Source organism: Streptomyces axinellae, assembly GCF_039532135.1.
Lineage (GTDB): Bacteria > Actinomycetota > Actinomycetes > Streptomycetales > Streptomycetaceae > Streptomyces > Streptomyces axinellae.
The window spans coordinates 439,931-466,244 of the sequence record NZ_BAAARJ010000002.1 but is presented as its reverse complement, the minus strand read 5'-3'; the positions used below and the strand labels follow the sequence as shown (position 1 = coordinate 466,244).

General features: G+C 70.0%; 20 protein-coding genes, 1 tRNA gene and 1 pseudogene. 15 read left to right on the top strand and 7 right to left on the bottom strand.

Going from position 1 to position 26,314, the window contains the following annotated elements:
- Positions 1-289 precede the first annotated feature (289 nt).
- The gene (locus ABD339_RS04375) at positions 290-1,258 is read right to left on the bottom strand and encodes a LysR family transcriptional regulator (RefSeq protein ID WP_344562243.1); all 969 of its coding nucleotides are present in this window, start codon (positions 1,256-1,258) and stop codon (positions 290-292) included.
- 138 nt (positions 1,259-1,396) lie between these two features.
- On the opposite strand from ABD339_RS04375, the gene ABD339_RS04370 reads away from it, so the two are divergent.
- Positions 1,397-2,557 carry an iron-containing alcohol dehydrogenase gene (locus ABD339_RS04370; RefSeq protein WP_344562241.1) on the top strand — a complete coding sequence of 387 codons (1,161 nt, stop codon included), beginning with the start codon at positions 1,397-1,399 and terminating at the stop codon, positions 2,555-2,557.
- 25 nt (positions 2,558-2,582) lie between these two features.
- Positions 2,583-4,100 carry a CoA-acylating methylmalonate-semialdehyde dehydrogenase gene (locus tag ABD339_RS04365; protein ID WP_344562239.1) on the top strand — a complete coding sequence of 506 codons (1,518 nt, stop codon included), beginning with the start codon at positions 2,583-2,585 and terminating at the stop codon, positions 4,098-4,100.
- A 315-nt stretch (positions 4,101-4,415) separates the two neighbouring features.
- Here ABD339_RS04365 and ABD339_RS04360 read toward each other — a convergent pair whose 3' ends face one another.
- A complete protein-coding gene (locus ABD339_RS04360) occupies positions 4,416-4,838 on the bottom strand; it encodes a hypothetical protein (protein WP_344562237.1) in 423 nt (140 codons plus the stop codon).
- Between the two features lie 157 nt (positions 4,839-4,995).
- Here ABD339_RS04360 and ABD339_RS04355 point away from each other — a divergent pair.
- A pseudogene (locus ABD339_RS04355) lies at positions 4,996-5,319 on the top strand (integrase core domain-containing protein); the annotation flags it as partial.
- A gap of 323 nt (positions 5,320-5,642) precedes the next feature.
- Here the strand turns inward: ABD339_RS04355 and ABD339_RS04350 are convergent.
- Positions 5,643-5,825 carry a hypothetical protein gene (locus tag ABD339_RS04350; protein ID WP_344562235.1) on the bottom strand — a complete coding sequence of 61 codons (183 nt, stop codon included), beginning with the start codon at positions 5,823-5,825 and terminating at the stop codon, positions 5,643-5,645.
- A 188-nt stretch (positions 5,826-6,013) separates the two neighbouring features.
- A complete protein-coding gene (locus ABD339_RS04345; RefSeq protein ID WP_344562234.1) occupies positions 6,014-7,138 on the bottom strand; it encodes a methyltransferase domain-containing protein in 1,125 nt (374 codons plus the stop codon).
- A gap of 1,311 nt (positions 7,139-8,449) precedes the next feature.
- Between ABD339_RS04345 and ABD339_RS04340 the strand changes: the two genes are divergently transcribed.
- Genes ABD339_RS04340 through ABD339_RS04330 form a run of 3 tightly spaced genes read left to right on the top strand, consistent with a single transcriptional unit; the run spans position 8,450 to position 10,048 of the window.
- The gene (locus tag ABD339_RS04340; RefSeq protein ID WP_344562233.1) at positions 8,450-8,647 is read left to right on the top strand and encodes a helix-turn-helix transcriptional regulator; all 198 of its coding nucleotides are present in this window, start codon (positions 8,450-8,452) and stop codon (positions 8,645-8,647) included.
- Positions 8,644-9,573 (top strand): hypothetical protein, encoded by a 930-nt coding sequence (locus tag ABD339_RS04335; RefSeq protein WP_344562232.1) that lies wholly within the window; start codon positions 8,644-8,646, stop codon positions 9,571-9,573. Before ABD339_RS04340 ends, ABD339_RS04335 begins: the two co-directional genes overlap by 4 nt.
- Entirely contained in the window at positions 9,521-10,048 is a 528-nt protein-coding gene (locus tag ABD339_RS04330; protein ID WP_344562231.1) for a hypothetical protein, read from the top strand. The genes ABD339_RS04335 and ABD339_RS04330 overlap by 53 nt, the downstream gene beginning before the upstream one ends.
- A 260-nt stretch (positions 10,049-10,308) precedes the next feature.
- On the opposite strand, the gene ABD339_RS04325 is transcribed toward ABD339_RS04330, so the two are convergent.
- Positions 10,309-10,384, bottom strand: a tRNA-Arg gene (locus ABD339_RS04325).
- Between the two features lie 345 nt (positions 10,385-10,729).
- On the opposite strand from ABD339_RS04325, the gene ABD339_RS04320 reads away from it, so the two are divergent.
- A complete protein-coding gene (locus tag ABD339_RS04320; RefSeq protein ID WP_344562363.1) occupies positions 10,730-12,829 on the top strand; it encodes a GTPase domain-containing protein in 2,100 nt (699 codons plus the stop codon).
- A 482-nt stretch (positions 12,830-13,311) separates the two neighbouring features.
- Here the strand turns inward: ABD339_RS04320 and ABD339_RS04315 are convergent, their stop codons facing one another.
- A complete protein-coding gene (locus ABD339_RS04315; RefSeq protein WP_344562230.1) occupies positions 13,312-14,127 on the bottom strand; it encodes a hypothetical protein in 816 nt (271 codons plus the stop codon).
- A 411-nt stretch (positions 14,128-14,538) separates the two neighbouring features.
- Here ABD339_RS04315 and ABD339_RS04310 point away from each other — a divergent pair, with 411 nt between their 5' ends.
- The 6 genes from ABD339_RS04310 to ABD339_RS04285 all read left to right on the top strand — a co-directional run bounded on the left by ABD339_RS04310 (position 14,539) and on the right by ABD339_RS04285 (position 22,538).
- Entirely contained in the window at positions 14,539-16,956 is a 2,418-nt protein-coding gene (locus ABD339_RS04310) for a GTPase (protein ID WP_344562228.1), read from the top strand.
- 112 nt (positions 16,957-17,068) lie between these two features.
- A complete protein-coding gene (locus tag ABD339_RS04305; protein WP_344562226.1) occupies positions 17,069-17,668 on the top strand; it encodes a single-stranded DNA-binding protein in 600 nt (199 codons plus the stop codon).
- A 210-nt stretch (positions 17,669-17,878) separates the two neighbouring features.
- Complete coding sequence (locus ABD339_RS04300; RefSeq protein WP_344562224.1) at positions 17,879-19,444, top strand: thioester domain-containing protein; 1,566 nt, start codon at positions 17,879-17,881, stop codon at positions 19,442-19,444.
- A 350-nt stretch (positions 19,445-19,794) separates the two neighbouring features.
- Positions 19,795-21,459 (top strand): energy-dependent translational throttle protein EttA, encoded by a 1,665-nt coding sequence (gene ettA / locus ABD339_RS04295; protein WP_344562222.1) that lies wholly within the window; start codon positions 19,795-19,797, stop codon positions 21,457-21,459.
- Between the two features lie 4 nt (positions 21,460-21,463).
- Positions 21,464-21,889 (top strand): acyl-CoA thioesterase, encoded by a 426-nt coding sequence (locus ABD339_RS04290; RefSeq protein WP_344562220.1) that lies wholly within the window; start codon positions 21,464-21,466, stop codon positions 21,887-21,889.
- Positions 21,870-22,538 (top strand): DUF8185 domain-containing protein, encoded by a 669-nt coding sequence (locus ABD339_RS04285; RefSeq protein WP_344562218.1) that lies wholly within the window; start codon positions 21,870-21,872, stop codon positions 22,536-22,538. Before ABD339_RS04290 ends, ABD339_RS04285 begins: the two co-directional genes overlap by 20 nt.
- Positions 22,539-22,650: 112 nt before the next feature.
- On the opposite strand, the gene ABD339_RS04280 is transcribed toward ABD339_RS04285, so the two are convergent.
- A complete protein-coding gene (locus tag ABD339_RS04280) occupies positions 22,651-23,055 on the bottom strand; it encodes a globin (RefSeq protein WP_344562215.1) in 405 nt (134 codons plus the stop codon).
- Positions 23,056-23,399: 344 nt separating this feature from the next.
- Here ABD339_RS04280 and ABD339_RS04275 point away from each other — a divergent pair, with 344 nt between their 5' ends.
- The gene (locus ABD339_RS04275) at positions 23,400-24,419 is read left to right on the top strand and encodes a methyltransferase domain-containing protein (protein ID WP_344562213.1); all 1,020 of its coding nucleotides are present in this window, start codon (positions 23,400-23,402) and stop codon (positions 24,417-24,419) included.
- 401 nt (positions 24,420-24,820) lie between these two features.
- The gene (locus tag ABD339_RS04270) at positions 24,821-26,284 is read left to right on the top strand and encodes a hypothetical protein (RefSeq protein WP_344562211.1); all 1,464 of its coding nucleotides are present in this window, start codon (positions 24,821-24,823) and stop codon (positions 26,282-26,284) included.
- Positions 26,285-26,314 lie beyond the last annotated feature (30 nt).

The following is a 26,314-nucleotide window of genomic DNA, read 5'->3' as shown; positions in this document are numbered from 1 at the left end:
GGTAGTTGAAGGTTTTCTGTCTTGAACAGATGGCATTCGGTCACGCCCTTTCTGGGGCGAGGTGAGGCAGGGGCAGTTCCTCTCCGGCCGTGTCGAGGCCGGTATCGCCGCGGAGAGTCCGGGAAACGCCGTGATGTTCTCCGCCCGCAAAGGGGACCTTCTGGCTCGAACCTCGGCGATGGCTGGACGCTAAGCCTTGCCCCCAGGGGCAACGTCAACGGGCGTGCGCGGAATTTACGGGCCGGAAAACGTCTCGTGATCCGTGCCGGAGCCCGTCCAGGGGGCCGGTTCAGGTGGGGAGCAGGTCGGCGGCGCGCTCGGTGACCTCGTGGTGCAGGGCGTCCCGCACGGCCCGCACGGCGGCCTGGGTGACCGCTTCGCGCCGCACCGCGAGCGTGATCGGCAGCCGGATGTCGACCTCGTCGGGCAGCAGCCGTTGAAGCTGTGCCCGGTGGGCGAGGAACGCCGGCAGTACGCCGATGCCGGCGCCCAGGCGGGTCGCTTCGACCTGGGCGAAGACGTTGGTGGAAGTGAAGGCGGGGGTGAGACCCGGCAAGTGACGTCCGATGTCAAGGGCGCCGACCTGGAGCATCGACTCGATGTAGAAAATCAGGGCGTGGTCGCGCAGGTCGGCAAGCGACTCGGGGGCCCCGCACCGGTCGAGGTACTCACGGTCGGCGTACAGCCCGAGCGTGTAGTCGGTGAGGTGCTCGGTCACCAGACGGCTGCCCGTGGGCCTGCCGATGGCCAGGGCGAGATCGAATCCGGACGGGTGCAGGGTCAACTGCCGTGTCGCGGTGATGAGTTCGGCCTGCAGTCCCGGATGGCGGCGACGTACTCGGGTCAGGGCAGGGGTGGCGATCACGGTGCCGAAGCCGTCGGGCGCGCTCACCCGCACGGTCCCGTGCAGTGAGGCCGTGTCCTGGCCGGACACCACGTCGGCGACACGGTCGAGGGCGTCCTCGATCGCGCGGGCGCTCTCCGAGACGGCCTTGCCCGCGTCCGTCAGCACCCAGCCCTCGGTGCCCCGCTCCATCAGCCGCACGCCCAGGCTCTTCTCCAGCGCACTGATCCGGCGGGAGACCGTGGTGTGGTCGACACCGCGTACGTCGGCGGCGGCCACCATGCGTCCGGTGCGGGCCACGGCGAGCAAGTGACGCAGATCGTCGGCACGGAGCTTGCGGGGGTCGACCGTGCCCCGGCCCGCGTCCGGGCGGGGGGGCGGCTGCTCGTCGGCTGCTCCGTTACGGGGTTGCACGCACGCAGCGTATCTGCATTTCTGCACAGCGACTCTGCGTCATTGGCGATTGAACGCACACCCAGGAGGGGGCACAGTCGGAACGCCGCCCAGCGGCCCCACTCCCCCTTCGTTCCTCCCACCGTCGAGAGGTTCTCCATGATTGCCAGTCTGTCCCTGCCACGGATCATGCGCGTCGGACGCGGTGCCGCAGACGAGTTGGGCGACGTCGTCACCGGTTTGGGGCTGAGCCGCCCACTCATCGTGACGGACGCCTTCCTGGTCTCGACCGGTGCGGCGAATCGTTTGACGGCTACGCTGCGGGACGCCGGCCTGCACCCGCAGCTGTTCTCCGACACGGTGCCCGATCCGACCACCGACTCACTCGCCTCCGGATTGAAGACCCTGCACGACCACGAAGCGGACGTCGTGGTCGGATTCGGCGGCGGCAGCCCGATGGACACAGCCAAGGCCCTCGCCCTCCTCGGCGCGCAAGGCGGCCAGATGCGCGACTACAAAGCGCCCCGCACCAACCACGGACCCGCACTCCCAGTGATCGCCGTGCCCACCACCGCAGGCAGTGGATCGGAAGCGACCCAGTTCACGATCATCAGCGACAGCGCGACAGACGAGAAGATGCTCTGCGTAGGTCCCGCGTTCCTTCCCACCGCCGCAGTGGTCGACTTCGAACTGACCATGTCGATGCCTCCCCGGCTGACCGCCGACACCGGCATCGACGCACTCACCCACGCCGTCGAGGCATACGTCAGCAGCAAGGCCAACCCGTTCTCCGACAACCTCGCACTCACCGCGATCACGACCATCGGACGCCGACTCCGCCGCGTCTACGCGGACGGCAGCGACGCCGAGGCCCGCGAGGCGATGATGCTCGCCGCCACCCAGGCCGGAATCGCCTTCTCCAACTCCAGCGTGGCCCTCGTCCACGGCATGAGCCGCCCCATCGGCGCACACTTCCACGTCGCCCACGGCATGTCGAACGCCATGCTGTTCCCCGCGGTAACCGCCTTCTCCATCCACGCCGCCTCCAGCCGGTACGCCGACTGTGCCCGTGCCCTGGGCGCCGCGACCGCCACCGACAGCGACGCCAACGCCGCCGACAAGCTCGCCGACGCACTCCGCACGCTGTGCCGTGACCTGGAAGTCCCCACGCCCCGTGACTACGGCATCAACCGGGACGAGTGGACCCGCCTGACACCTCTCATGGCCGAACAGGCCCTCGGGTCCGGTTCCCCCGCCAACAACCCCGTCGTGCCCACCGCCGACGAGATCCAGACCCTCTACTCCCAGGTCTACGCCTGACACCCGCCCCGCAGGAGGAGCCGCAATGCCCACGACAGCAAACGCCCCCGCGCCCATCGACCACTACATAGCTGGACGTCTCGACAACCGCGGCGCCGAGCACCGCAGCGACGTATACAACCCTGCGACCGGCCAGGTGACGGGCCTCGTCGCACTGGCGACCCCCGAGGACGTGGACACAGCGGTTCGGTCCGCCGCCGAGGCGTTCGAGGCATGGTCCGTCACCCCGCCGCACGTTCGCGCCCGAATCCTGTTCCGGTTCCGGGACTTGGTGGAACGGGAGACGGACCGGCTGGCCGCGATCATCACGGCCGAGCACGGCAAGGTCCTCGACGACGCGAAGGGCGAAATCGTCCGCGGGCTCGAAGCCGTCGAGTTCGCCTGTGGCATCCCCCAGCAGCTCAAGGGCGAGTTCTCTGAGAACGTCGCCCGTGCCGTGGACGCGGTGTCCCTGCGCCAGCCGCTTGGGGTCGTCGCCGGCATCTCGCCGTTCAACTTCCCGGCCATGGTGCCCCTGTGGATGTTCCCCGTGGCGCTCGCCTGCGGGAACACCTTCGTGATGAAGCCGTCGGAGAAGGACCCGACCCTCAGCGTCGAACTCGCCAAGCTCCTCACCGAGGCCGGGCTGCCCAAGGGCGTGTTCAACGTTGTCCACGGCGACAAGACGGCCGTGGACGCCCTCCTTGCACATGACGACGTCGAGGCCGTCAGCTTCGTCGGCTCGACGCCCATCGCCGAGTACGTCCACAAGACCGCTTCCGCTAACGGCAAGCGTGTCCAGGCGCTCGGCGGCGCCAAGAACCACATGGTCGTCATGCCCGATGCTGACCTTGACCAGGCCGTTGCGGCGCTGATGGGTGCTGCCTATGGCTCGGCGGGCGAGCGGTGCATGGCGATCGCGGTTGTCGTGCCTGTCGGAGAGGCCACTGCGAACGCTCTGCGTGAGCGTCTGGTCGCGGCGCTCGCCGAGCTCAGGGTCGGCCCGGGTACCGAGGCTGGAGTCGAAATGGGGCCGTTGGTCACCAAGGCCCACCGCGACAAGGTGGCCGACTACCTCGACGTGGGCACCGGTGAAGGCGCCGAACTGGTTGTCGACGGCCGCAAGATCCCGTTCCCCGGGCACGAGGGAGGCTTCTTCCTCGGAGGTTCCCTGTTCGACCAGGTGACTCCTGAGATGCGGATCTACCGCGAGGAGATCTTTGGCCCGGTGCTGGCCATGGTCCGCGCCCAGTCCTTCGCCGAGGCCCTTCAACTGGTCAACGACCACGAGTTCGGCAACGGCACCGCGATTTTCACCGCCGACGGGCACACGGCCCGCACCTTCCTGGCCAAGGTCAAGGCGGGCATGGTCGGCGTCAACGTGCCGATCCCGGTCCCCATGGCCTTCCATTCCTTCGGCGGCTGGAAGCGGTCCCTGTTCGGTGACCACCACATCCACGGCCCCGAAGGCGTGCGCTTCTACACCCGCTACAAGACCGCCACCACCCGCTGGCCCAACGACAGCCAGGTCCGCGCAGACTTCGCGATGCCAACCCACGGCTGATCCCACCGGCATGACGAGTAGGACCTCCCTGGCCGCATCGACACCACTGCTCGGAGCGCGTCGGCTGCGGAGTTCATCTGTTTGGGTTGCCCGCCGCACCTGACCACCGATGATTCCTCCGACCATGGCAGGCCCGCATCCGAGTCCGGGAGATTGGCCGGGCGAGTATCAGCCGTCGGCCGACGCACGCTCGCTGGAGCTGGGAGGCAGACCTTCACGAGGCCGACGTGTGTGGTGGAGACGGGCACTTCGTCCTGCTGGCCAGCACCATCTTGCGGCGAAGCCATCACCTGCACCCGGACATCGGGCAGCGGCTCAGTGGCTTCGGCCCGGGGGCGGTCGGGTCGGCAACGCCCGGATCGGAAGGTTGGTCTCAGACGGCGCGTGGAGCAACTGCCGGTTCTCAACGGTCAGCTGGTTGACAGCACGGACGAGGTGCTCGACATCCACCCGCAGCTGTGCCACCTCGGTGGTGCCTTTGGCGCGGAGTTCCTTCAGCTTGACGATCTGCTGGCGCAGGCGGATCTCGGACTCGGGCAACTGCCCGCGTTCCCTGACCCGCGCGTAGAAGTCGTTCTTGATGTCCAGGTGGCGCTGGGTGAGCGCGTTGCGGGGCACGCCGGCTTCCTGGGCCAGGGCGACGATCGTCAGCGTGCCGGTGGAATGCTCCGGGTTTCCCTGCAGGATGCGGTCCATGGCCGCGCGGATGCGGTCGCGTTCGTCGGGTGCAGGGCTCATGCGGTGCCGTCCTGGAGGCTGATGCGGGTGCGGCGGTGGCCATCGGCGAGGTCGCGCAGCCGAGTGGCGTTGTGGCGCAGGCGCTCGCCCAGCGGGCCGGGGACGCGGCCTGCCTGCTGGTCCAGTGCGGTGGCGCGGCGGTGGAGGCCGGCGGCGTGAGGCTGGCGTCACCGTCGAACGTGTCCTGACCGACAACGGCTCCTGCTACCGCTCACACGCCTGGCGCGACCTGCTCACCGCGGCCGGGATCGCCCACAAGCGAACCCGGCCCTACCGGCCGCAGACCAACGGGAAGGTCGAACGCTTCAACCGCACCCTGCTGGACGAATGGGCCTACGCCCGCCCCTACCGCTCGGAGACCGAACGCCGCAAGGCGTTTCCCGGCTGGCTGCACACCTACAATCACCACCGCGGACACACCGCGCTGAAAGGCCAACCACCCGCCAGCCGCGTCCCCAACCTCTCAGGGCAATACACCTAGGGCTCTCCATGTAGGCGGGGGCAGGTTCGTGAGCTCGGCCCGCACCAGCGAAGCCGGCCGGTAGGAGAGCGAAGAGGGGGGCCTCCCCATGGCTGTTGGGGAGGACCCCCCCCCACAGCTTCACATTGGCGTATGGACCAGCGGGACGCCATGATTCCTCACTCTGAACTATGGCCGTCTACCTAAACGGGGGTTGGCATGCGCGGGAAGGCTGAACGGGGCAATGGAGTGGCGTCGCATCGCACGTTCGTGACCACGGACCCTCACGCTGCCGTCGATCCTCTACCCATGGGTGCCGCCGCGGTGCGGTGCCCTATCAGTCCTCAATCGTGGTATCCGAGGTAGGCGGCTCCGCCTATGCGAGGGTCTGCCAGGGCTGCGATGCGCTCTCGGTAGTCGTGGCTCAGGGTGGCGAGAGTGGAGACGCGCTCCATCGGGACCCATTCGAGTCCCACTTGATGTTGGTCTTCGATGGAGCCCCCAGTCAGGGCCGTGCTTCCGGTCATCGTGCACAGGAATGTGATCTCGACTCTATGGATGGGCTCCCCGTCTTCGTGGCCGTGGGGCCGCTCTCGCACCCACAGCAAGCGGTGGGCGATCACAGCGAGGCCGATGCCCTCGTGGCAGTGGGATTGGGTAGTTCAGCAGGAAGACCCGAGTCCAGGCTCATGCCTCTCTGGCGCATTGTGCGCTGCTACGGTGCGGGCAGGTGGTTTCCGGGCTTGTCCAGCCACAGATGTTGCCCTTCCGGGGTGACGGTGATGCCCACCCGGTCGCGTCCGGGACGACCGATGCGGTCCCACCGTGTCCAGGCGGTCTCGACCTCGTCCCACAGCTGCCGGGGCCCGTACTGCGCGATGACGTACTGGTGCTGATCGGGCACGTAGTCGGCTGCGGCCCAGGAGGAGCGGTCGTCCGACAGAAGCCACCAGGTGACTTCCCCGCTGTCGTCGTCGGCCTCGACTTCCATGTGCCAGACGCCGTGCACGGCGAGATCGAGGTGGAAGAGGGCATCCGCGTCCCGTGAGATGGCCAGTGGGTTGGTGCGGGTGCTGGCCTCGATGGCGTCGTCCTGGTGGTGGAGCCAGTCGCGCAGGAAGCCGCGTTGTGGTCGCCCGGGGCGTGAGCGCATGAACGCCGGGTGGCCGGTGAACCGGCCGTGGGCCTTGCCGTTGCCCACGTCGAGGACTGCGAAGGAGTGGCCGAAGAACGAGCCGCCCCACGGTGCGACGATTCTGCCGCCGGGAGCCTGCTCTACCCAGGTGTAGGGAATCTCGGGCACGGTGTAGGAAGCGATGATCCGCCCGTACGGGGCGCCCGGGGGCCAGCCGGCTGTGCCGTCCCCGCACACCATCCGTGGCTGGTACCCGGCTGCCCGCACATTGCTTTCGGCCTGCTTGACCAGTTCGGGATCCACATCGACCGCAATGACGTGCTCGTCGCCGAGCCGGTGAGCAAGCCACGCGGTTTGATACCCGGTACCCGCGCCCACATCCAGTACCCGATCCCCCTCGCTGACACGGAGGAGGTCCAGCATCTGCAGCATCATCGACGGCATCGAGCTGGAGGAGGTAGGCAGCCGGAACCCCCCGCTCCCGACTGGGTTCCCGTCGTTGACCTGGGTAGTCAGTGGCCAGTCCTCGTAAACGGCCTGAAGCCACCCGGCAGGATCCGAACGACGCGAGAGAATGCCGTGCGGGGTCTCGAAGATGTCCGGCAGGAACAACTCCCGTGGCACGGCGGCCACGGCGGCTTCCCAGCCAGCCAGAGGAGCGGCCTTCTTCCGCAGGGCCAGCAGCAAGTGTTCGGGGCTGGTCACCGCTCGTCCGGATCCTTGTCCGGCGGGATGGGCCGCTCCCACTTGCCGTCGCTCTCCTTGGGCGGCTGCTTCTGGTCGCCCTCCTGGCCTTCCTTGCCGTCACCGTGTCGGCCCATGGCCATCCCTCCCCCAGTCGTGACCCAACAGAGTTTCTCCTATCCAGAGCGTGATGGAAAGTGGTCGTCTGGAAAAAGGCGTTCGACGCAGTCGGGCAGGAGATTCGACCGGGTGACGGTTCCCGCTGGCGGCCCCTTGATCGCGGTGAGAATCCGCCAGACAGGAGGAGGTCGGTGTGCTCGTCGCCGACCCTCAGCTGGTCCTTTTAGGTGCTCGCGGGCTACACCAAGACGGCCACATTCGAAGGTTCCCATTGCCGTATCGGCCAGAGGTCGAGCGTCTCCGCGATGGGGCGAGGTGGGAATTCGCCCAGAGCAGACAGGCAACGACTGCAAAAGACTGGAACCTCCACCGGGGTCACGTCAACGTACAACGTCCCGGAAAGGCCAGGCCAGATCACCTGATTACGACGCTGTGGCGAGGGTTGTGAACTCACTCCGCAGTCCTACGCGTGAGATGTCGTGCTGGCTGGCCCCAATTTTGGAGGATGTCTACTTGGTTCTGTTGGCCGAACCGCTCGCTTCGTTTCACTCGATTGTTCTGTCCTCGGCGCACTGGGCGCTTGGTTGGGACGGGCGGTGGGTTATTTCGGTACGACCTCAAGTTGGCAGTGTGCCTGGGTCTGTGCGGTCGGACTCTTCTGCGTGGATGTGCTGCAACGAAGCTACTGCGGGGCCGCGCAGTCCTTGTGCGCAAGCGGCACTCTCGAACTCAACGCGCGGCCAGTGGCCTGGGACACATGGATTCCCGAGCAGGGGGCCACGTGACGTCGCGACTCTGGCTCTGCGCCTGTACCAACTGGCACCTCGGGTCATTCCGTGAAACTGCCGGTCTTAGCTGATGCGGCGCAAAATAGATGACGATCGCCGGTTAGCCAAACCGGCGATTATCGCGACCATTGAGGTGTTCGCACTTCGGCTGCGCTTGGCGGTGGAGCCGTGGCGGACGCAGGCAGCTTCGCGTTGGTAAGAGGAGGCCCGAAGCAGCTTCGCTGCGGCGTCTATGCCGTAGGCAGCGTGTGCCGCTGGCAGGCGGCCGTCCTGGCGCAGACCGCGCAAGGTGATGCTGCCGCGCCCTGTCGCTCCTCGCTCCCCAGCAAGGAAACCCTGCCATGTGCCGATCCGTGATAACTCCTGCCCTTTTCCGCTCCGAGATGACAACGGGCCCTGCCCTCGGCATCTGTGAGGTGGCGGCGTGGCGGTAGCGGTGCGGCCCGGGGAAAAGCTGACGGTCGATGATGTGTGTGACGAGCTGGGGATAGCTCGATCCACCTTCTATGACTGGCGACAGAAGGGGCGAGGGCCGCGCTGCATCCGACTTCCCAACGGCAGCCTCCGGGTACGGCGCAGCGACTTCGAAAACTGGCTTAGTGGTTGTGAGGATGCCTCTTGATCGGTGGCACGTTTGACGTACGGATCTACAACATTGAGCGCCGGACGCGAGCGAACGGATACACCTACAAGGTGGCCTGGAAGGTCGGCACGAAAAAGCACAGCAAGACCTACCCGACCAAGGCACTCGCGGATGCCCGACGCTCTGATCTGTTGACCGCAGTCAAGCGCGGCGAGCCCTTCAGCGCCGAGACCGGCATGCCGATCTCATACTCCAGCAAGGCGGCGGATACCAACTGGTATGACCTTGCCGTCGAGTTCGTCGACAAGACATGGCCGCACTTCTCTGCCAACCAGCGGAAGAACGTAGCCAAGGCGATGACCCCCGCCACCATCGCCTTGCTTCGGACGCCCCCGAAGCAGTTTGATCCGGTCAAGGTGCGTACTGCGCTGCGCGAGTGGGCCTTCAACTCAAAGCGCCGGACCAACCCCGAAGAGCCGATACCCGACGAGGTTCGCGTCATCCTCGACTGGGTCCAGCGCAACACGCTGTCGATGGCGGCTTGGGAGCAGTCGGACCGGATCGACACGGTCGTCTCCGCTCTCGGAACCCTGCTGGACGGCACTACGGCAGCAGCCAGCTCCGTGACCCGCAACCGGCGGATCATGAACCTGGCGATGGAATATGCCGTTCGTCACGGCATCCTGCGTGAGAACCCCCTACCGAAGGGGAAGGGCAGCGGAGGCGGCGCACCCAAGGTCGCCCAGGCCATCGACAAGCGCTCGCTGTTGAATCCGCAGCAGGTCACCGTGCTCCTCGACTGGATAGGCAAGCGCCCTCGGCGGGGGCTCATCTACCGGGCCTTCTTCGCCACCCTGTGCTACGAAGGCCCGGTAGACTGGCCTGCGACCGGAGGAAGTCGTCGCGCTGTATGTGAGCGACGCCACGCTCCCCGAAACGGGCTGGGGCGAGTTCATCGTCCATGACGCCCGGCCGGAGGTCGGCAGCCAGTGGACCGATACCGGTAAGCCCCACGACGACCGGGACCTGAAGGGGCGAGCGGAGGGCGACACCCGGACCGTGCCCATCCACCCCGACCTCGTCGCCTTCCTCCGTGTGATCATCGACCGCTACAAGCTCAAGCCGACCGACCTCCTCTTCCCCGGGGAGAACGGCGGCATGCTGGCGGGCTCGGTGTTCCGACGGGTCTGGATGAAGGCCCGAAAGGCTGTTCTCAAGCCGCACGAGTTCCAGTCGCCCGCAGGCAAGCGCGTGTATGACTGCCGCCACACCTGCCTCACGGCGTGGCTCAACAAGGGCATACCCCCGGCCCAGGTCGCCGAGTGGGCAGGTAACAGCGTGCCCGTGCTCCTCGCCATCTACGCGAGGTGCATCGCCGGCCAGCTGGCGAACTACCTGAAGCAGATCGAAGAGATCCGCTACGTCCCCGGAGCGGTGTAGTCGGACACGTTCGAGGGCGGTGCGGACCCCAGGTAGAGGTGGCCCGCACCGCCCTTCGGCGTGGTTCGACAGGGGGCATTCGGGTGCATTTGGGCGGGGGAGGCTGGGGGACGCATGGGGACAGGCACCCGTAGAGGCCCATTTCCAGCCGGTGTCAGCCGGACTCCCGTGCCTTCCGGCGAGGCGGTGCACGCTGGAACTCTGCGAGGGTCAGACGCTGTTTGACCAGGCAAAACGCGACCGACCTGACGTGGTGTCAGTGGTGCCCCCGGCAGGACTCGAACCTGCGGCCAAGCGCTTAGAAGGCGCCTGCTCTATCCACTGAGCTACGGGGGCCGGTCTCCGTCGCGGATGGGCGGGCTCGCTCGTCCCCCGGAGTGACCATGGCGGGGTCAAGGATAGGGGGCCGTGGGGCTCGTCCTGCTCGCTTCACGTCCGCGACGCCATGTGGAGGTTCAGTGAAGCGATCCCGATAATCGCAGGCGGGTGCGATTTCTGCAGCGGTTTTGGCGCTGTGAGGTGTGGGTGTTGCGCAGTCGTTATGGGTGCGGCGGGGTTGCAGGTGGGTCACGGGGGGTGAATGAGGGCATTGCCTGCTGAAAGCGTCCATTTTCGTCAGGATCAACCGTGAATACGCTTCAAAAGCGTCGCAAAATTGGGCATTCTGCACATGTGGCGATCTTGGACGTACGGCCTGAACTGCTCGACGCGCTCACGGCACTGCGTGAGCGGGTTGCCGCCGCGCGCTTTCCGCTGCCGCTGCCCGGCGCCGAACGTGCCCGACGCTCCCGGGCGGAGCTGCTGGCGCAGCTCGACGACTACCTCCTGCCGCGGGTACGGACCCCCGAGGCGCCGCTGCTCGCGGTGATCGGCGGCTCGACGGGCGCGGGCAAGTCGACGCTCGTGAACTCGCTCGTGGGGCGCAGGGTCAGCGAGGCCGGCGTGCTGCGGCCCACGACACGCACCCCGGTGCTCGTCTGCCATCCGGATGACCGGCCCTGGTTCGTGGGCGAGCGCGTGCTGCCTCGCCTGGAGCGCGTGTGGGTGCCTCGTCAGGACACACCCGGCACCCACGACGGAACCGGACTCGGCACTTCCATGGGAGTGGGCGGCAGCTTCGGCCTCGGTGACGAGCCCGCTATGGGGGCCTCGCGGGCGGGCGTCCCGGGAGCGGGCCCGCTGCGGCGGGACGCCGGATACCACCCGCAACCCGAGCACTACCAGCAACCCGAGCATTACCGGCAATCCGAGCATTACTCGCAGCGGGGCACGCATTTCTCCGGCTGTGCCTCCGGATACTCCTCCGCGTATTCCTCAGGGCACTCCTTCGGATACTCCTCCTCCGCGCATCCGGAATCCTCCGCGTATCCGGCCTCCTCCCCGTACTCCTCCGCGCCCTCCCCCTACTCATCCGCGTATCCCTCGCCGTCCCGCCGTCCGGATCCGTATGCGCGTCATCAACCGGATGAAGCGAGTTCAGGGCTCCCCGAGGGCATGCGACAGGATGAAGACGAAAAAGAGGACGGAAGCGTCGCCCTGCGTCTGGAGACGGACGCGGGACTGCCGCGCGGCCTCGCTCTTCTCGACGCGCCCGACATCGACTCCCTCGTCGCGCGCAACCGCGACCTCGCGGCAGAGCTGATCTGTGCCGCCGACATCTGGGTCCTGGTCACCACGGCCGCCCGTTACGGCGACGCCGTGCCCTGGCACCTGCTGCGTACCGCCAAGGAGTACGACGTCACGCTCGCGACCGTGCTGGATCGGGTGCCGCACCAGATGGCGGCCGAGGTTGCCGGCCAGTACGGCGTCCTCCTGGAGCGCGAGGGCCTCGGTCAGGTGCCGCGCTTCACCATTCCGGAGCTGCCCGAATCCGCCGGCGGCTCCGGGCTGCTGCCCGTGTCCGCCGTGTGCGGGCTGCGCGACTGGCTGGAGCGGTGCGCGAGCGACCCCGCCGCACGGGAGGCGGCGGCCGGCAGGACCGCCGCCGGAGCGCTCCGCTCGCTGCGCCCCCGCATCGCCTCCCTGGCCGGCGCGTCGGCCGCACAGTACGCGACGGCGCTGCGGCTCACCCAGCAGGTCGAGACGGCCTACGAGAGCGCCACTTCCCGGCTGCGCGCCCGTATCGTCGCCGGAGAGCTGCTGGCGGGCGACGCGGCAGCACACTGGCGCGGCTTCCCCACCGACAGCGAGGGCGACGAGCTGTTCGACGCCTTCACCGAGGGGCTGACCGCTCTGCTGTCCGGCGCCGTCGCCGCCGCCGATGAACGGATCATCGAGGAACGCCGCACCGGACCCGAGTCGGCGCTGAACCTTCCGCCGGCGGCAGGCGCGAGCGGGGAAGGGGAACGGGGCCGCATCGGCGTACTCGTACGCCGGTGGCGCCGGTGCGTCGAGGAACTCGTCGACGAGGAAGTGTGCGCCGCCGGCCGCGCCGTCTCACCGGATGGTGAGACAGAACATGTCACCGGCCTGCTCGCCGCCGCCCTTCTCGGCGGACGGCGTGTGGTGGGAGCTGAGGCCGCGCTGAGCGAACTGCTCGGTGAGGAGAGCGCCCAGGGGCTGCGTGAGCGCTGCACAGCGCTGCTGAACGGCTGTGTGGAGCGCGTCCTGGACGGCGAACGCGACCGCCGGCTCGCCCCGTTGGACGCGCTGGATGCCGGGCCGGAACCGCAGATGGAGCTGGTGGCCGCGTTCTCCGTGCTGAGCAAGGCGGAGGCGGCCGGTGAATTCCCGCCGACGCGCACGTCGGGCGGCTTGCAAAGCGTGCACAGGGAGAGGTGACCGGGGTGGCTTCCACTGAGTCCGGAGCGGACGGAACGTCCGAGGGGCGGGAGTCCCGCCACGAGCGGGATGCCTCGACACGCGAACCGGGGGGCGGTGCGTATGCGCCGGGCCCGTATGGCGCGTACGCGTGGGGAGGTGCTCCGCACGTACCGGATGGTGCGCCGCGCGTACCGGGCGGGGCGCCGCGTGTACCGGATGGTGCACCAGCGGTTGAGGATGCGCGCGTGCGGGAGGGCGCGCGGGTGCGGGAGGGCGCGTACGCGCCGGATAGGGCGCGCGGGTGGGGGGAAGCGCACCTTCCGGGCGGTGGGTGCGGAACGGGCGGTGAGCGGGAGTCGGGTGGTGCGCGCGCCCCCGAGGACGTACCCGCGCGGGCACGGGTGGACGAGAGCGCGCCGGACCGTGCGGACGCACCGGATGAAGCGCTGGTACGGGGTGGCGGGACCGCACCGGACGACACCGGCGCCCGGCTCGGCCCGTCAGATTCGGGCGACGCGGAAACAGGTGGCGGGCGGACTGAGTGTCCCTCGTGCTCCGGTCGCGTGGAGAGGGCGGAGGGGGCCGAAGGGGCCGAGCGGGCTGAGCGTGTCGAACACGCCGGACACATCGGGTACGTCGGACAGAGTGAACGTATCGAAGAGATCGAGCGGGCCGGACTCGCGGAGGGCATCGGGCGCTCGGAACCTGTCGAACGCTCGGAGCGTGCCGGGCATTCTGGGCGTGCCGAGTTCTCCGAACGGATCGAGCGCCCGGAGAACGCCGAGCGGGACGGGCACGCCGAACCTGTCGCTCCTGCCGGGCGCCTTGCTGGGCAGGGGCGTTCCGAGGATGGCCGGCGCTCGGAGGGTGGCGCGTACGCCGAGCGTGCCGTACCTGTCGAGCGTCGCGAGCCTGAGCGATCCGGACGCTCCGAGCCTGTCGCGCACTCCGGACCCCTCGCGGCCCCCACGCGCGCGGAGCGGCCCGAGTGCCCCGAGCGTGAGCTTCCCGTCAAGGCCGAGCCTTCCGGCCGGGCCGAGATTTCCGACTCGGCTGAGCTTCCCGGCGGGGCCGACCGTTCCGGATGCGGCGAAGCGGAGGTCCAGGAGCCTCGACCGGGCGAGGCTCAGCAGCGGGTGAAGAGCGCGCCAGGGCGCGGAGATGCCCCGAGGGGCGGAGCGGCGGCGGCGCACACCCGAGCCGCGCCCGAACCCGACGTTCCCTGGGGAGACGGACTGATCGCCCGCCGCGCGCCTGCCGAGCGCGTGCGAAATGCCGAGCATCCGGTGCGCGGCGAACATCCGGACCCCGAGCACGCTTACGCCTCCCCAGGAGGGCATGGCGCGCCCTCGATGGGCCGCCCGCACGCGCATGGCCCATCGGAGCACAGAGCGCACCCGCACGAACCGGAGCCGTCCGCGCGTGCTGGGGTGGGCTCGCGCACGAACCAATCGGACGCGCCTGCCTTCACCGCGCCGGTGTCGGCGCCCGGGGCCTCCGTCCCGGCGGAGCCCGCCTCGGCGGTGCCCACCCCGGAAGCGCCCGCTCCGTCAGCGTCCATCCCGGAAGCGGAGGCATCCGCTCCGCCAGCGCCCGCTCCGGCAGCGCCTGCGTCCAGCTCGCGCATCCCGGGGGGCGCGCCCGTCCAGGCCAGGCCGGCTCAGGGCAGCCCGGTCCAGGACCCGTCCGCTTCCGGTGCCCCCGGCCGAGACGTGTCCGCTCCCGGCATGCAGGTGTTGGACTCGCCCAGGGGCGAACCGGTACTGACGGATCCGCTGACCGGATGGTCGTCGAAAACCCGCTCCGGGGAGCGTGTCGAACCCGCGTACGAGGCCCCCTCGACCCCGCTGAGCGGTGGCGGAAACTTGTGGGGCGTGTCCGAGGTTTACGACCAGCGGGCCGACGAACTGGGTGCCGCCGACTGGCTCACCGGGGACAAAGGCAAGGAAACCGACGGGGCTCCGGGGGGCTCCGGAGCCGTTCGGTACGAAAACGGCGCACCGGATGAAGGCACTTACGCGCCGGACGCCGCCGACGAGACGCTGGACCAGCGACTTGGAGCGCTGCGCGAGCTGATCGGCCTCTCCCGTACCAGGCTGGAGGCCGAGACGCTCGCCGAGGCCGGACGCGTGCTCGACGGGGCGACGGCGCGCCGTGGCCTGACCCGCGCGTACACGACCGTCGCGCTCGCGGGGGCGACGGGGAGCGGCAAGTCGTCCCTCTTCAACACGCTGACGGGATCCTGGTTCGCGGAGGTCGGCGTGCGGCGTCCCACCACCGCGGCGCCCGTCGCGTGCACATGGGAGGTGGAAGACGCTGATGGCGCCGACGGTCTGCTCGACCGGCTCGGCCTTCCGCAGCACGCGCGCCACCGCGCGCGGGATGACGCCTTCAGCGGGATGGTGCTGATCGACCTGCCGGACCATGACTCGGTCGCTCCGGGCCACCGTGAACAGGTCGACCGGATGCTGGAACTCGTGGACGCGGTGGTGTGGGTCGTCGATCCCGAGAAGTACGCGGACGCCGTCCTGCACGAGCGCTATTTGCGGCAGTTGGCGGGGCACGCGGAGGTGACGTTCGTCGTGCTCAACCAGACCGACCGGCTCACCCGGGACGCGGTTGACGCGGTTCTGGAGGATCTGCGACGGCTCCTGGACGAGGACGGGATGGCGCTCGGCGAGCACGGTGAGCCGGGGGCGGCCGTGCTGGCCGCCTCCGCGCTCACGGAGGAGGGCGTCGGCCAGTTGCGCGAGGACCTGGGCGAGTTCATCGCCGGCCGCCGGGCCTCCGTACTACGCCTCAGCGCCGACCTGGACGGAGCGATGGAGCGCCTGCGTCCCGTGTACGCGGATCCCGGGCCCGGTGCCATGTACGGGCCGGCGGGGCTGACGGACATCGCCCGTCAGGACTTCGAGGACCGTCTGGCCGTCGCTGTGGGCGCTGCCGCCGCCGGCCACGCCGCCGAACGTGCCTGGTTGCGGCGGGCGCAGGAGGCGTCCGGCACGCCGTGGGTCCGGATGCTGCGCTGGTATGTGAGCCGGGTGACGCCGGAGACGGATGCGCCGTCCCAGGAGACGGCTTCGCGGGCGGGCAGCCTGGAGCCGCGCCCCTGGGAGACCCTGCAACAGCCGCTCGCCGCACGTCCGGTGGTGGCGCAGGCCGTGCGGGACTTGGCGGACGCCGCCGCCAGTGGTCTGCCGGGGCCCTGGGCGCGCACCGTCAGGGACGCGGCCCGGCGCGGCGCGGCAGGACTGCCGGAGGCTCTGGACAAGGTCATCGAGGAAAGCGCCGGGCCTCTCACCACCACCTGGAGAGGCGGCGCCAAGACGGAGCGCGGCGCCCGCGCCGGGGCCGAGCGGCTCGACGGCTCCGGCGAGGCGGCCTCCGGCGACGCGGCGGACGGGGAGGAAAGCGAGAATCCGGCGCCGGAAAACTCGCACTCGGTACACGATGAATCGGCGGGTGCTCGCGCACCGGGGGGCGAACGGGCGAATACCCGGGAGAGCAAGCGGGGGAGGAAGCGGGCCGGTCGTGCCCGGCCGGCGCGCCCTTCCTGGCACATTGCCGCTCTCGCCGGACAGTGGCTGCTGTTCACCCCGCAAGTGGCCGGTGCGCTCTGGCTGCTGACGCTGATGATCACCGGCCGTGCGCTCAACACGATGCTGGTGCCGTTCGCGGTCCTGGTGGCGGGCACCGTGGGCGGGCCGCTGCTCGCGTGGGGGTGCCGGGCGGCGGCTCGCGGACCGGCCAGGACCTATGGGCTGGAAGAGGAGCGCAGGCTGCGCGAGTCGGCTGCGGCCTGCGGCCGGACGCGCGTGCTGGAGCCGGTGGCAGCCGAGCTGATGCGCTATCGCGAGGTGCGTGAGCAGTACGCGATCGCGGCCGGCGCGGTGGGACGGAACGTGCACGGTGCAGCCGGTGTGGTTGGTGCGGCCGGTGCGGCGGGGACGTTCAACGAGCTCGATGTTCGGGACGCTCTGGGCGGGCCGGACATGAGGGGCCCGGCTGACGAAGTGGGCCCGGCAGACGGACTGGACGCGGCAGACCTGCCCGACGCGGCGGACCGGGCGGTTGTGCCGGGCGCGGACAGTGCGGATGGGGCGGAAGGCACGATTCCGGCGGGGGCGGGTCACTCACGCGAGTGACGGAGTTGTCCACAACCGCTGGGTAATCCCCAGATCCGAAGCCGTTCCCCCACGGCTCCGCTGCGGCCCGCATGCTGGGTCACGAAGGCACGGAGCCCAGGGGGTGGTTCGCATGAACGAGACGGAAGTGACAGTCAGCGGGAATGTGGCGACGCAGGTCGACCACTGGACCTCGCCCTCGGGCGTGGCCGTCGCCAGATTCCGGCTCGCCAGCACGGTGCGGCGTTTCGACCGGCGCAAGGGAAGCTGGTCCGACGCCTTCACCAGCTTTTACACGGTCTGGGCGTGGCGTTCGCTGGCCACGAATGTGGCCTCGTCGGTGGCGCGGGGCGAGCCGGTCATCGTGCGCGGCCAGTTGAGGATCATGGAGGACGAGCGTGAGGGACGGCGCTATCTCAACGCCGACTTGTCGGCCTCCACGGTCGGGCACGACCTCTCGCGCGGTACCGCGGCGTTCGTACGGGTCTCACGTGCGAACCCCGAGCTGACCCGGCTCCCTGCCTCTGCCCGGTCCGTGAGCGTCCCCGTGAGTGACTCCGGTGACGGGCCGGTGCCCAGTGAGGCGGACGGACCCGAAGGCCCGGTGCCTCTCGCTGAGGAGTTCGAGCTGGCGGAAACCGTCACGGCGGGAGCCCCACGGGCGGCCCCTCGGACAGCCGGGGAGGGGCGCAGGGGGAGGGGCGGAAAGAAAGGAGGAGCCAAAGCGGAATGAGTTGCTCCAGGTCAGCGGGCCGCGCCGCGATCGTCCCGGTCCGCCGGATTCGGCGATAACGATTCCGAGTCGGTATGAGTGACGGATGAGATTCCAGGGGAAGGGGTTACCTTCGCTCTCTACTATCCGTACGCGTACTGACCGGGGGGTTCAGAGCTTTGCGGCAGATCAGCGGCCACCTGGGGGCCGGGCTGCCAAGAAGGGAAGACCATGACTTCTGTACGCGGGCGGATGACCAGCCGCCTCGCCTCCATCACGGCTGCCACGGGGCTGTGTGCGGCCGGGATGGTGACGGTCGCGGTCCCGGCGGTCGCGGGAAGCGGCTCCGGTGCGGACGCTCCCGAGCAGCGCAGCGGCGCGGTGGCCACACTGAACGGACTCCGGGAGGCCGGCGAGGCGGAGATCCGCCAGGGGGGCGAGACGCAGAAGGTCAGCGCCGGTCTCTTCGAGATGACCGTCGATGGCGGCGGGACCCTCCAGACCTACGGCATCGACGCCCTCAACCCCATTCAGGAGCAGGCGCGTTACGAGGAAGGGGCCTGGAAGTCCTCCTCCCTGTACGGCAATCGCAACGCGGGCAAGATCCGGTGGGTACTTGAGCACTCCTACCCGCGCATGAACGACCTCCTGGCGCTGGCGAAGGCCGCTCACACCAAGCGGCTCACTCCGCAGGCCGCGGCGGCCGGCACGCAGGTGGCGATCTGGCGGTTCGCTGAGAACGGGGCGCACGGTGCGGCAGGTGCCCGGCCCACGGGCAAGGCCGAGCACCTGGGTCGCGGCTCGTCCGGGAAATCCGAGAAGTCCGAAGAGGCCGGGGGATCCGGTGAGGCCGGGAAGTCAGCGAAGGGCCGGCAGGTCGCGGCGGCCGAACGGCCCGAGATCAAAGCCGCCGATCCGGCGGCGGAAAAGCTCGCCAGGCATCTGGTCAAGTCCGCTCGGAAGATGACCGAGCCGAGAGCCTCGCTCACTCTCGACCGGGCCGAGGTCTCCGGCAGGAACGGCGAGCGGGTCGGTCCGGTCACCGTGCGGACCAATGCGCCGACCGTCAGCGTGGCGGCCCAGCCGCGGGCGGCCTCCCAAGGGGTGCGGATCGTCAACGAGCAGGGCAAGCTGGTCGATTCCGCCGTCAACGGGGCGAAGCTGTACTTCGATGTGCCCCGCGGTACCGATCCGGGGACGGCCGGGCTGACCACGCAGGCCGCCACCAAGATCCCGGTCGGCCGCGTCTTCACCGGGACGGGAGAGAAGGGCCGGGGGCAGGCGCAGATCCTGGCCGGTTCGAGCCAGTCCACGGTCTCTGCGACCGCCACGGTCAACTGGGCCAAGGAAGGGCCGATACCGGCGGCGGTCGCGGAGGAGAACTGCGCCGAAGGCGGAGTGGACATAGCCGTCTCCAACGGAGGCGACGCCACCTTCGCGATGAAAGTGGGCGGCCAGAGCGTGGACATAGAGAAGGGGAAGCACGGGAAGCTCACCGTGCCGGTGAAGGAGGACCAGCCCTACCGGATACCGATGCGGGGGCCGAGCGGGTACAAGAAGACGTTCAGCGGGGTCCTCGACTGCGCGACCTCCGCCTCGATGGGTGGCCTCAGCCGGCAGACCACGATGGGGGCGGCCGTGCGGCCCGCCACCGTCGGGGGAGGGGGAGCCGTGCCGCAGGACAGCGGGGACCTCGCCGAGACGGGCGGTGGGGGCAGCGGGCTGATCGCCGTGGTCGCCGTCGGTTTCCTCGCCGCAGGAGCGCTCACCATGATCGCCGTCCGCCGCCGGGCCTGACCGCGACGCTCACGGAGACCGTGCCGGGGACCGCGTGAAGGCGGCGGGCCCGCTCCACGGGCGGTCCCACCAGGCCCCCGCCTGGTCCCGCCTCCGGGAGCCGTGCTCGGCCGGTTTTCCCGGGCCCGTGGGCGGGGCCCGGGTGCGGCCGTCGTCGGGCGGGCGAGGGGATCCCGTTTCCGGGGCGGGCGGCGGGTGCGGCAAGATGGGGTGCGTATGCCCTTACGCGGCACGGCCGTACCTCGACCCGCGCGGCACTGCCGCCTCTTCGACCCCGCGGCGTTGCCGCACGACGACCAGGCGCGGCCTGGCCGCGTAACGAATACCTACAGATTGCCGGACGGTTCCTCTTGGCTGAGTACATCTACACCCTGCGCAAGGCGCGCAAGGCGCACGGCGACAAGGTGATCCTCGACGACGTCACCCTGAGCTTCCTGCCCGGCGCCAAGATCGGTGTCGTCGGTCCCAACGGTGCGGGCAAGTCAACCGTGCTCAAGATCATGGCCGGGCTGGAGCAGCCGTCCAACGGTGACGCTCTGCTCTCGCCCGGATACAGCGTGGGCATCCTGCTCCAGGAGCCGCCGCTGGATGAGTCCAAGACCGTGCTGGAGAACGTCCAGGACGGCGTGGCCGAGACCAAGCAGCAGCTCGACAGGTTCAACGAGATCGCCGAACAGATGGCGACCGAGTACACCGACGAGCTGATGGAGGAGATGGGCAAGCTCCAGGAGAAGCTCGACCACTCCAACGCCTGGGACCTGGACGCACAGCTCGAACAGGCCATGGACGCGCTGGGCTGCCCGCCCGGGGACTGGCCGGTCACCACCCTCTCCGGCGGCGAGAAGCGCCGGGTCGCACTGTGCAAGCTGCTGCTGGAGCAGCCCGACCTCCTGCTGCTGGACGAGCCCACCAACCACCTGGACGCCGAGTCCGTGCAGTGGCTGGAGCAGCACCTGGCGAAGTACCCGGGCACCGTCGTGGCCATCACCCACGACAGGTACTTCCTGGACAACGTGGCCGGCTGGATCATGGAGCTGGACCGTGGCCGCGCCATCGGCTACGAGGGCAACTACTCCACCTACCTGGAGAAGAAGCAGTCCCGGCTCAAGGTCGAGGGCCAGAAGGACGCCAAGCGGCAAAAGCGCCTCAAGGAGGAGCTGGACTGGGTCCGTTCCAACGCCAAGGGGCGGCAGGCCAAGTCCCGGGCGCGACTGACCCGTTACGAGGAGATGGCCGCCGAGGCCGAGAAGACCCGGAAGCTGGACTTCGAGGAGATCCAGATCCCGCCGGGCCCGAGGCTGGGCAATGTCGTCGTCGAGGTCGAGCACCTCAACAAGGCGTTCGGCGACAAGGTCCTGATCGACGACCTGTCCTTCACGCTGCCGCGCAACGGCATCGTGGGCGTGATCGGCCCCAACGGCGCGGGCAAGACCACGCTGTTCAAGATGATCCAGGGCCTGGAGAACCCCGACTCCGGCTCGATCAAGGTCGGCGACACGGTCAAGATCTCCTACGTCGACCAGAGCCGCGAGAACATCGACCCGAAGAAGACGCTGTGGGCCGTGGTCTCCGACGAACTGGACTACATCAACGTCGGTCAGGTCGAGATGCCCTCGCGCGCCTACGTCAGCGCGTTCGGCTTCAAGGGCCCGGACCAGCAGAAGCCCGCCGGGGTCCTCTCCGGCGGTGAGCGCAACCGCCTCAACCTCGCGCTCACCCTCAAGCAGGGCGGCAACCTGCTGCTCCTCGACGAGCCCACCAACGACCTGGACGTGGAGACGCTCTCCTCGCTGGAGAACGCGCTGCTGGACTTCCCCGGCTGCGCCGTCGTCGTCTCCCACGACCGCTGGTTCCTCGACCGCGTGGCCACGCACATCCTGGCCTACGAGGGCGAGAGCAAGTGGTTCTGGTTCGAGGGCAACTTCGAGTCGTACGAGAAGAACAAGATCGAGCGGCTGGGCCCGGACGCCGCGCGCCCGCACCGCGCGACCTACAAGAAGCTCACCCGGAGCTGAGCGCGTGCGCCACAGCTACCAGTGCCCCCTGCGCTGGTCGGACATGGATGCCTTCGGGCACGTCAACAACGTCGTCTACCTCCGCTATCTGGAGGAGGCGCGTATTGACCTCATGAACCGGCCGGCGCGGGGAGCCGACCCGGCGGGCTTCAAGGGCAGCACGGTCGTGGCGCGCCACGAGATCGACTACCTGCGCCCGCTTGTGCACCAGCACGATCCGGTGACGGTGGAGCTGTGGGTGACGAAACTCAACGCCGCCTCGGTCACGTTCTCCTACGAGATCAAGGATGCCGAGCCGGGCACTGGACCGTACGTGCGGGCGAAGACCGTTGTCGTGCCGTACAACCTGGAAGAGGCTCGCCCCCGGCGGCTGTCGCCGGCCGAGCGTGCCTTCCTGGAGGGCTACTTCGATGACAGCCACAGTGGCTAGCCGGCTGATCTTCGCCGACCCCGGGGAGGCGGCGGGACTCGCCGCCTTCCTGGGGCGGCTGGTGCGCTGGGAGAAGAACGCTGCCGTAAGGATCCAGGCGGGCGGCGGCGTGGCGGCGGTGTTCGCCAAGCCCGCGCGCTTCGAGGTGCTGGCCGTACGCATCGGGCGGCTGCTGGAGCCGCTGGAGCTGGATATCACCGTCTCGGCGGGCGAGTTGCTGGAGCGGGTCGAGGAGGAGCGCGAGTCCGTCGGCGTTCCCGCGGCTGTGACGGGACCCTCCTGGGCGGGCCTGCTGCCGCCGCGCGGCGGCTGGCGGGAGTTCGCCAGGGTGCCGGTGGACGCGGTGGGTTCGGTGGCCGCCGCCGCCGTCGGCGAGTTCCGCGAGCGTGTGGAGAAACTGCCCACCGGGCAGCGTGGACGGGAGGCGCTGGACGGGCTCGCCGAGGAGATCTGGTCCCGGCCGCTGGGGGACACCGGGCTGCCGCTGCGCGCCGCGCACGCGGCACACGCACTCGGGTTCCTGCGTGGCAAAGAGCCGGCGGGCCTGCTGGAGTCCGGCGCGTGGCTGCGGCTGCGTACGCCGTACGGGTCGGTGCTGGTGCGGCGCCATGGCGCGGCGGCGGGCGGGCTGAGCGTGACGCCTGTCTGACACTCGCGGCCTGTTGGGCCCGGCCACTACCGGGACGGTGCCGCCCCCGCCCGCCGCGCGGAGGCCGCTGCGGGGGCCGGTTCGTGCGGGGCTCGGGGGTCGGCCGGTCCGCTCAGTCCGCGGAGTTGACCATGGACCCGGCGGCGTAAACGAGGTAGTCCCAGAGTTTGGTTTCCAGCGGCTCCGGCAGCTCCAGGCTGTCCACCGCGTCGCGCATGTGACGCAGCCAGGCGTCGTGCGCTGCCCGATCGACCTTGAAGGGCACGTGCCGCATCCGCAGCCGGGGGTGGCCGCGCGAGTCGCTGTAGGTGCGGGGGCCGCCCCAGTACTGCATCAGGAAGAGCGTCAGCCGTTCCTCAGCAGGACCGAGGTCCTCTTCCGGGTACATCGGCCTCAGCAGGGGGTCTTCGGCAACGCCCTGGTAGAAGCGGCGCACGAGCCGTCGAAAGGTGTCCTCGCCGCCGACCTGCTCGTAGAAGGTCTGCGTCTCCAGGCTGCCGCGCGGAATCTCCATCACTCATCCATGGTCGCAGACAGCCCGGCCGAGGCCCCCGGTCCTACGACTACCCGGGCACCCCCCGCCGGGTTGCGGCCGTCCCCCTGCGCAGCCTCCCCGAGTCCTGTCCCGCAGTCGGACGGCCAGTCGGACGGCCGGTCCTCCTCCAGAGCGGCCATTCGTGGCCATCCGCAGATGTCCGGTCACAGCGCGTACCTGCCTGTCTGGTTTACGCAGCGGCGGGCCCGCGGTCGGCTCCGGGGCGCGGCGGGTCTCGGGCCGAGACCGGTCACGGAGCGGGGCGAGCGACTCGAAACTTGTCTGCCGCTCTCGCGCGAGCGGATGTTTGCCGCCACATTGGAAACATGGCTGGACCAGCGGACCTCGTACGGGAGATCGAGGCCGGAGGCTTTCTGACCGACCCCGAATGGCGTGCGGCCTTCGAGGAGGTGCCCCGCGAGCTGTTCGTGCCGTACTACTACGCCCCGGGGCCCGGCGGCGACTACGAGCGGCTGTGGTGCGACGACCCCGATCCCGGGCGCAGGGCGCGCTGGCGGCAGGGTGTCTACCGCGACCAGCCGCTGGCCACCCGGATCCGGGACGGCAGGCTCGTCTCCTCCAGCAGCCAGCCTTCGCTGATGGCCCGGATGCTGCGGTATTTGGAGGTCGGCGCCGGGATGGACGTGCTGGAGATCGGCACCGGGCCGGGTTACAACGCGGCGCTGCTCAGCCACCGTCTGGGGGATGCGCATGTGACCACCGTCGATCTGGATCCCGACATCACCGAGGCGGCGCGCGGTCACCTGGCGGCGGCGGGATACCGGCCCCGGGTGGTCACCGGGGACGGCGCGCAAGGGTGTCGCGCCCACGCGCCCTACGACCGGATCATCGCCACCTGTACGGTCCCGTCGGTGCCGTCGGCGTGGCTGTCCCAGAGTGCGCCCGGCGCGCTCGTCCTCACCCCGCTGGCGACCGGACTGCTGTCCCTGCGAGTGGAGGGGGACGGCGCGGCCGAGGGCCGTTTCCGGTCCACCCCGGCCTTCTTCGTCCCGCTGCGGGGCGCCCCCGTGCGCGGCGTCACCTCGCACGGTGCTCAGGGCGGCGGCGGGGCGTACGCGTGCCGGATGCCTGGTGGAGTGCCCCGCGACGCCCAGCAGAGCGAGGAGTTCCATTTTCTTCTCGTGCTCTCCGAGGGCCAGTTGGACCCGGCCGATGCGTACACGCTGTGGAGGGAGACCGGCCATCCGGTGCGGGAGCGGTACGGAGTGAGCGTGCGCGCGGGGCGGCAGTGGGCCTGGCTGGATGATCCGGAGGGCCCGCACACCTGGCCCTTGCCCGGCACGCAGGAGACGGGCGGGGGAACCGTGGAGCGGCCCGGCGCGTGAGGGAAGAACGAGAGGCAGTGCGGGATTCCGTTCCCCGGCCCGGCAGGTGTTCGCCCACGCGTCACCCTCCGGGCTGACGGCGCGGCGTCGCGAAGCCGCCCGGCCGGCCGCGCGGCCGACGGGGCGGTGGCCGAAGGCCGGGCGGGCCGGGCGGCACAATGAGGCCGGGGCCGGGCAGGCCGGGCCCGGCGTCTCGTGTTGGTCGCGATCCGAACAAGATCCCGGCCGGGGCGATGTGGCTGTCGGACGCGGCGGCCATACTGCTGGGCCTAGGCACGTTGTCAGGGGCGTCCGGGGGGACGCTCGGGCCGGGAAGCCGGATGCGGGGGCTGGGTGACAGTGAGCGGGACCGAGCACACCTGCGGCGTGCCTGCCAGCGACCGAGGGGGAGGTCTCCAGCAGTGACACAACCGCCGACCGCACCACCGGCACCACCGCCGTCACCCGCGCCCGTCGCGGGCGGCGCCGCCTCGGGCAGCGGCGCTCCGGACCCGCACAACGGCGCCAACGCGGTCTTTCAGCTCACTCCTTCGGGTGGCGGTCGCCGTACTGCCTGGGGCGAGAGCGTGCACCGAATACGGGCCGCCGCCACGACCGAGCCCGGCCGCCTCCGGCTGATCGGCGCCGTGGTCGCCGCGCTCGTCGTGCTGTTCGGCGCCGTGACGGCGTGGCAGGTCTCCGACCGGGTCGAGGCGGCGGACGCCGTTGTGGACCACAGCCAGCCGCTCAGCGCCGACGCGGCGCGCATCTACCGCTCGCTCGCCGACGCGGACACCTCGGCCTCCAGCGGCTTCCTCGCGGGCGGCGACGAGCCCCGCGCGGAGCGCCGCAGGTACGAGCGGGACGTGCGCGAGGCATCCGAGCTGCTGGCCGCCGCGGCTGCCAACTCGGCCGACTCGCCCGGCGCGCAGCGCCAGATTGCGGTCCTCAACCGTGGCGTGCCCGTCTACACGGGCCTGGTCGAGGCCGCACGCGCCAACAACCGGCAGGGACTTCCGCTGGGCGGCGCGTATCTGCGCCACGCCAACGCGAAGATGCGCGGCGAACTCCTCCCGGCCGCACGCAAGCTCTACACGGCCGAGACCCAGCGGCTCGGCGACGACTACCGGGACGCCAAGTCCTGGCCGCTCCTGGCCATCGGCGCCGGAGTCCTCGCGCTGGCCGTGCTCGGCTGGGCGCAGCGGCGCAACTACCGGCGCACCAACCGGGTCTTCAACCAGGGCCTGCTCGGTGCGACGGCCGCCTCCTTGGCGGTGCTGGTGTGGCTGGTGGGCGGGCACGCCATGGCCGCCTCGGGGCTGGGCGAGTCGGACACCAAGGGGGCCAGTTCCCTGGCCGCGCTCAACGAGGCGTGGATCGGCGCCCTCCAGGCACGCGGCGACGAGAACATGACCCTGGTGGCGCGGGGCGGCGGCGCGGCCTACGAGGACAGCTACAAGAAGCAGATGGCGGACGTCGCGGGCGGGGGGAGGGCCGGCGGGAGCGCGGGCGACGGCGGCGAGCTGAACGGCGCGCTGCGGGCCGCGGACGACGACGCGGGCCGCTCCGCCGTCCAGGACGCGAAGGACGCGGTCGTCACGTGGGAAAAGCGGCACGCCGAGGCACGGGCCCGGGACGACGGCGGGGACTACGAGGCCGCGGTGCGCAAGGTGATCGGCGCCGAGCACAGCACCGGTCAGAGCTTCGACGAGGTTGACCGGAGTCTGAGCAAGGCCAGCGCACACGAACAGCGGCAGTTCGAGGAGGCGGCCGACTCCGGCCGGGGCTGGTTCGGCGGGCTCGCGATCGGCGCCATGGTGCTGGCCGTGCTGTCAGCGGCGGCTGGTCTACTCGGCATCGGACGCAGGCTCTCGGAGTACAGGTGAGGGGGGACGCCATGGGATGGCACGGGGGTC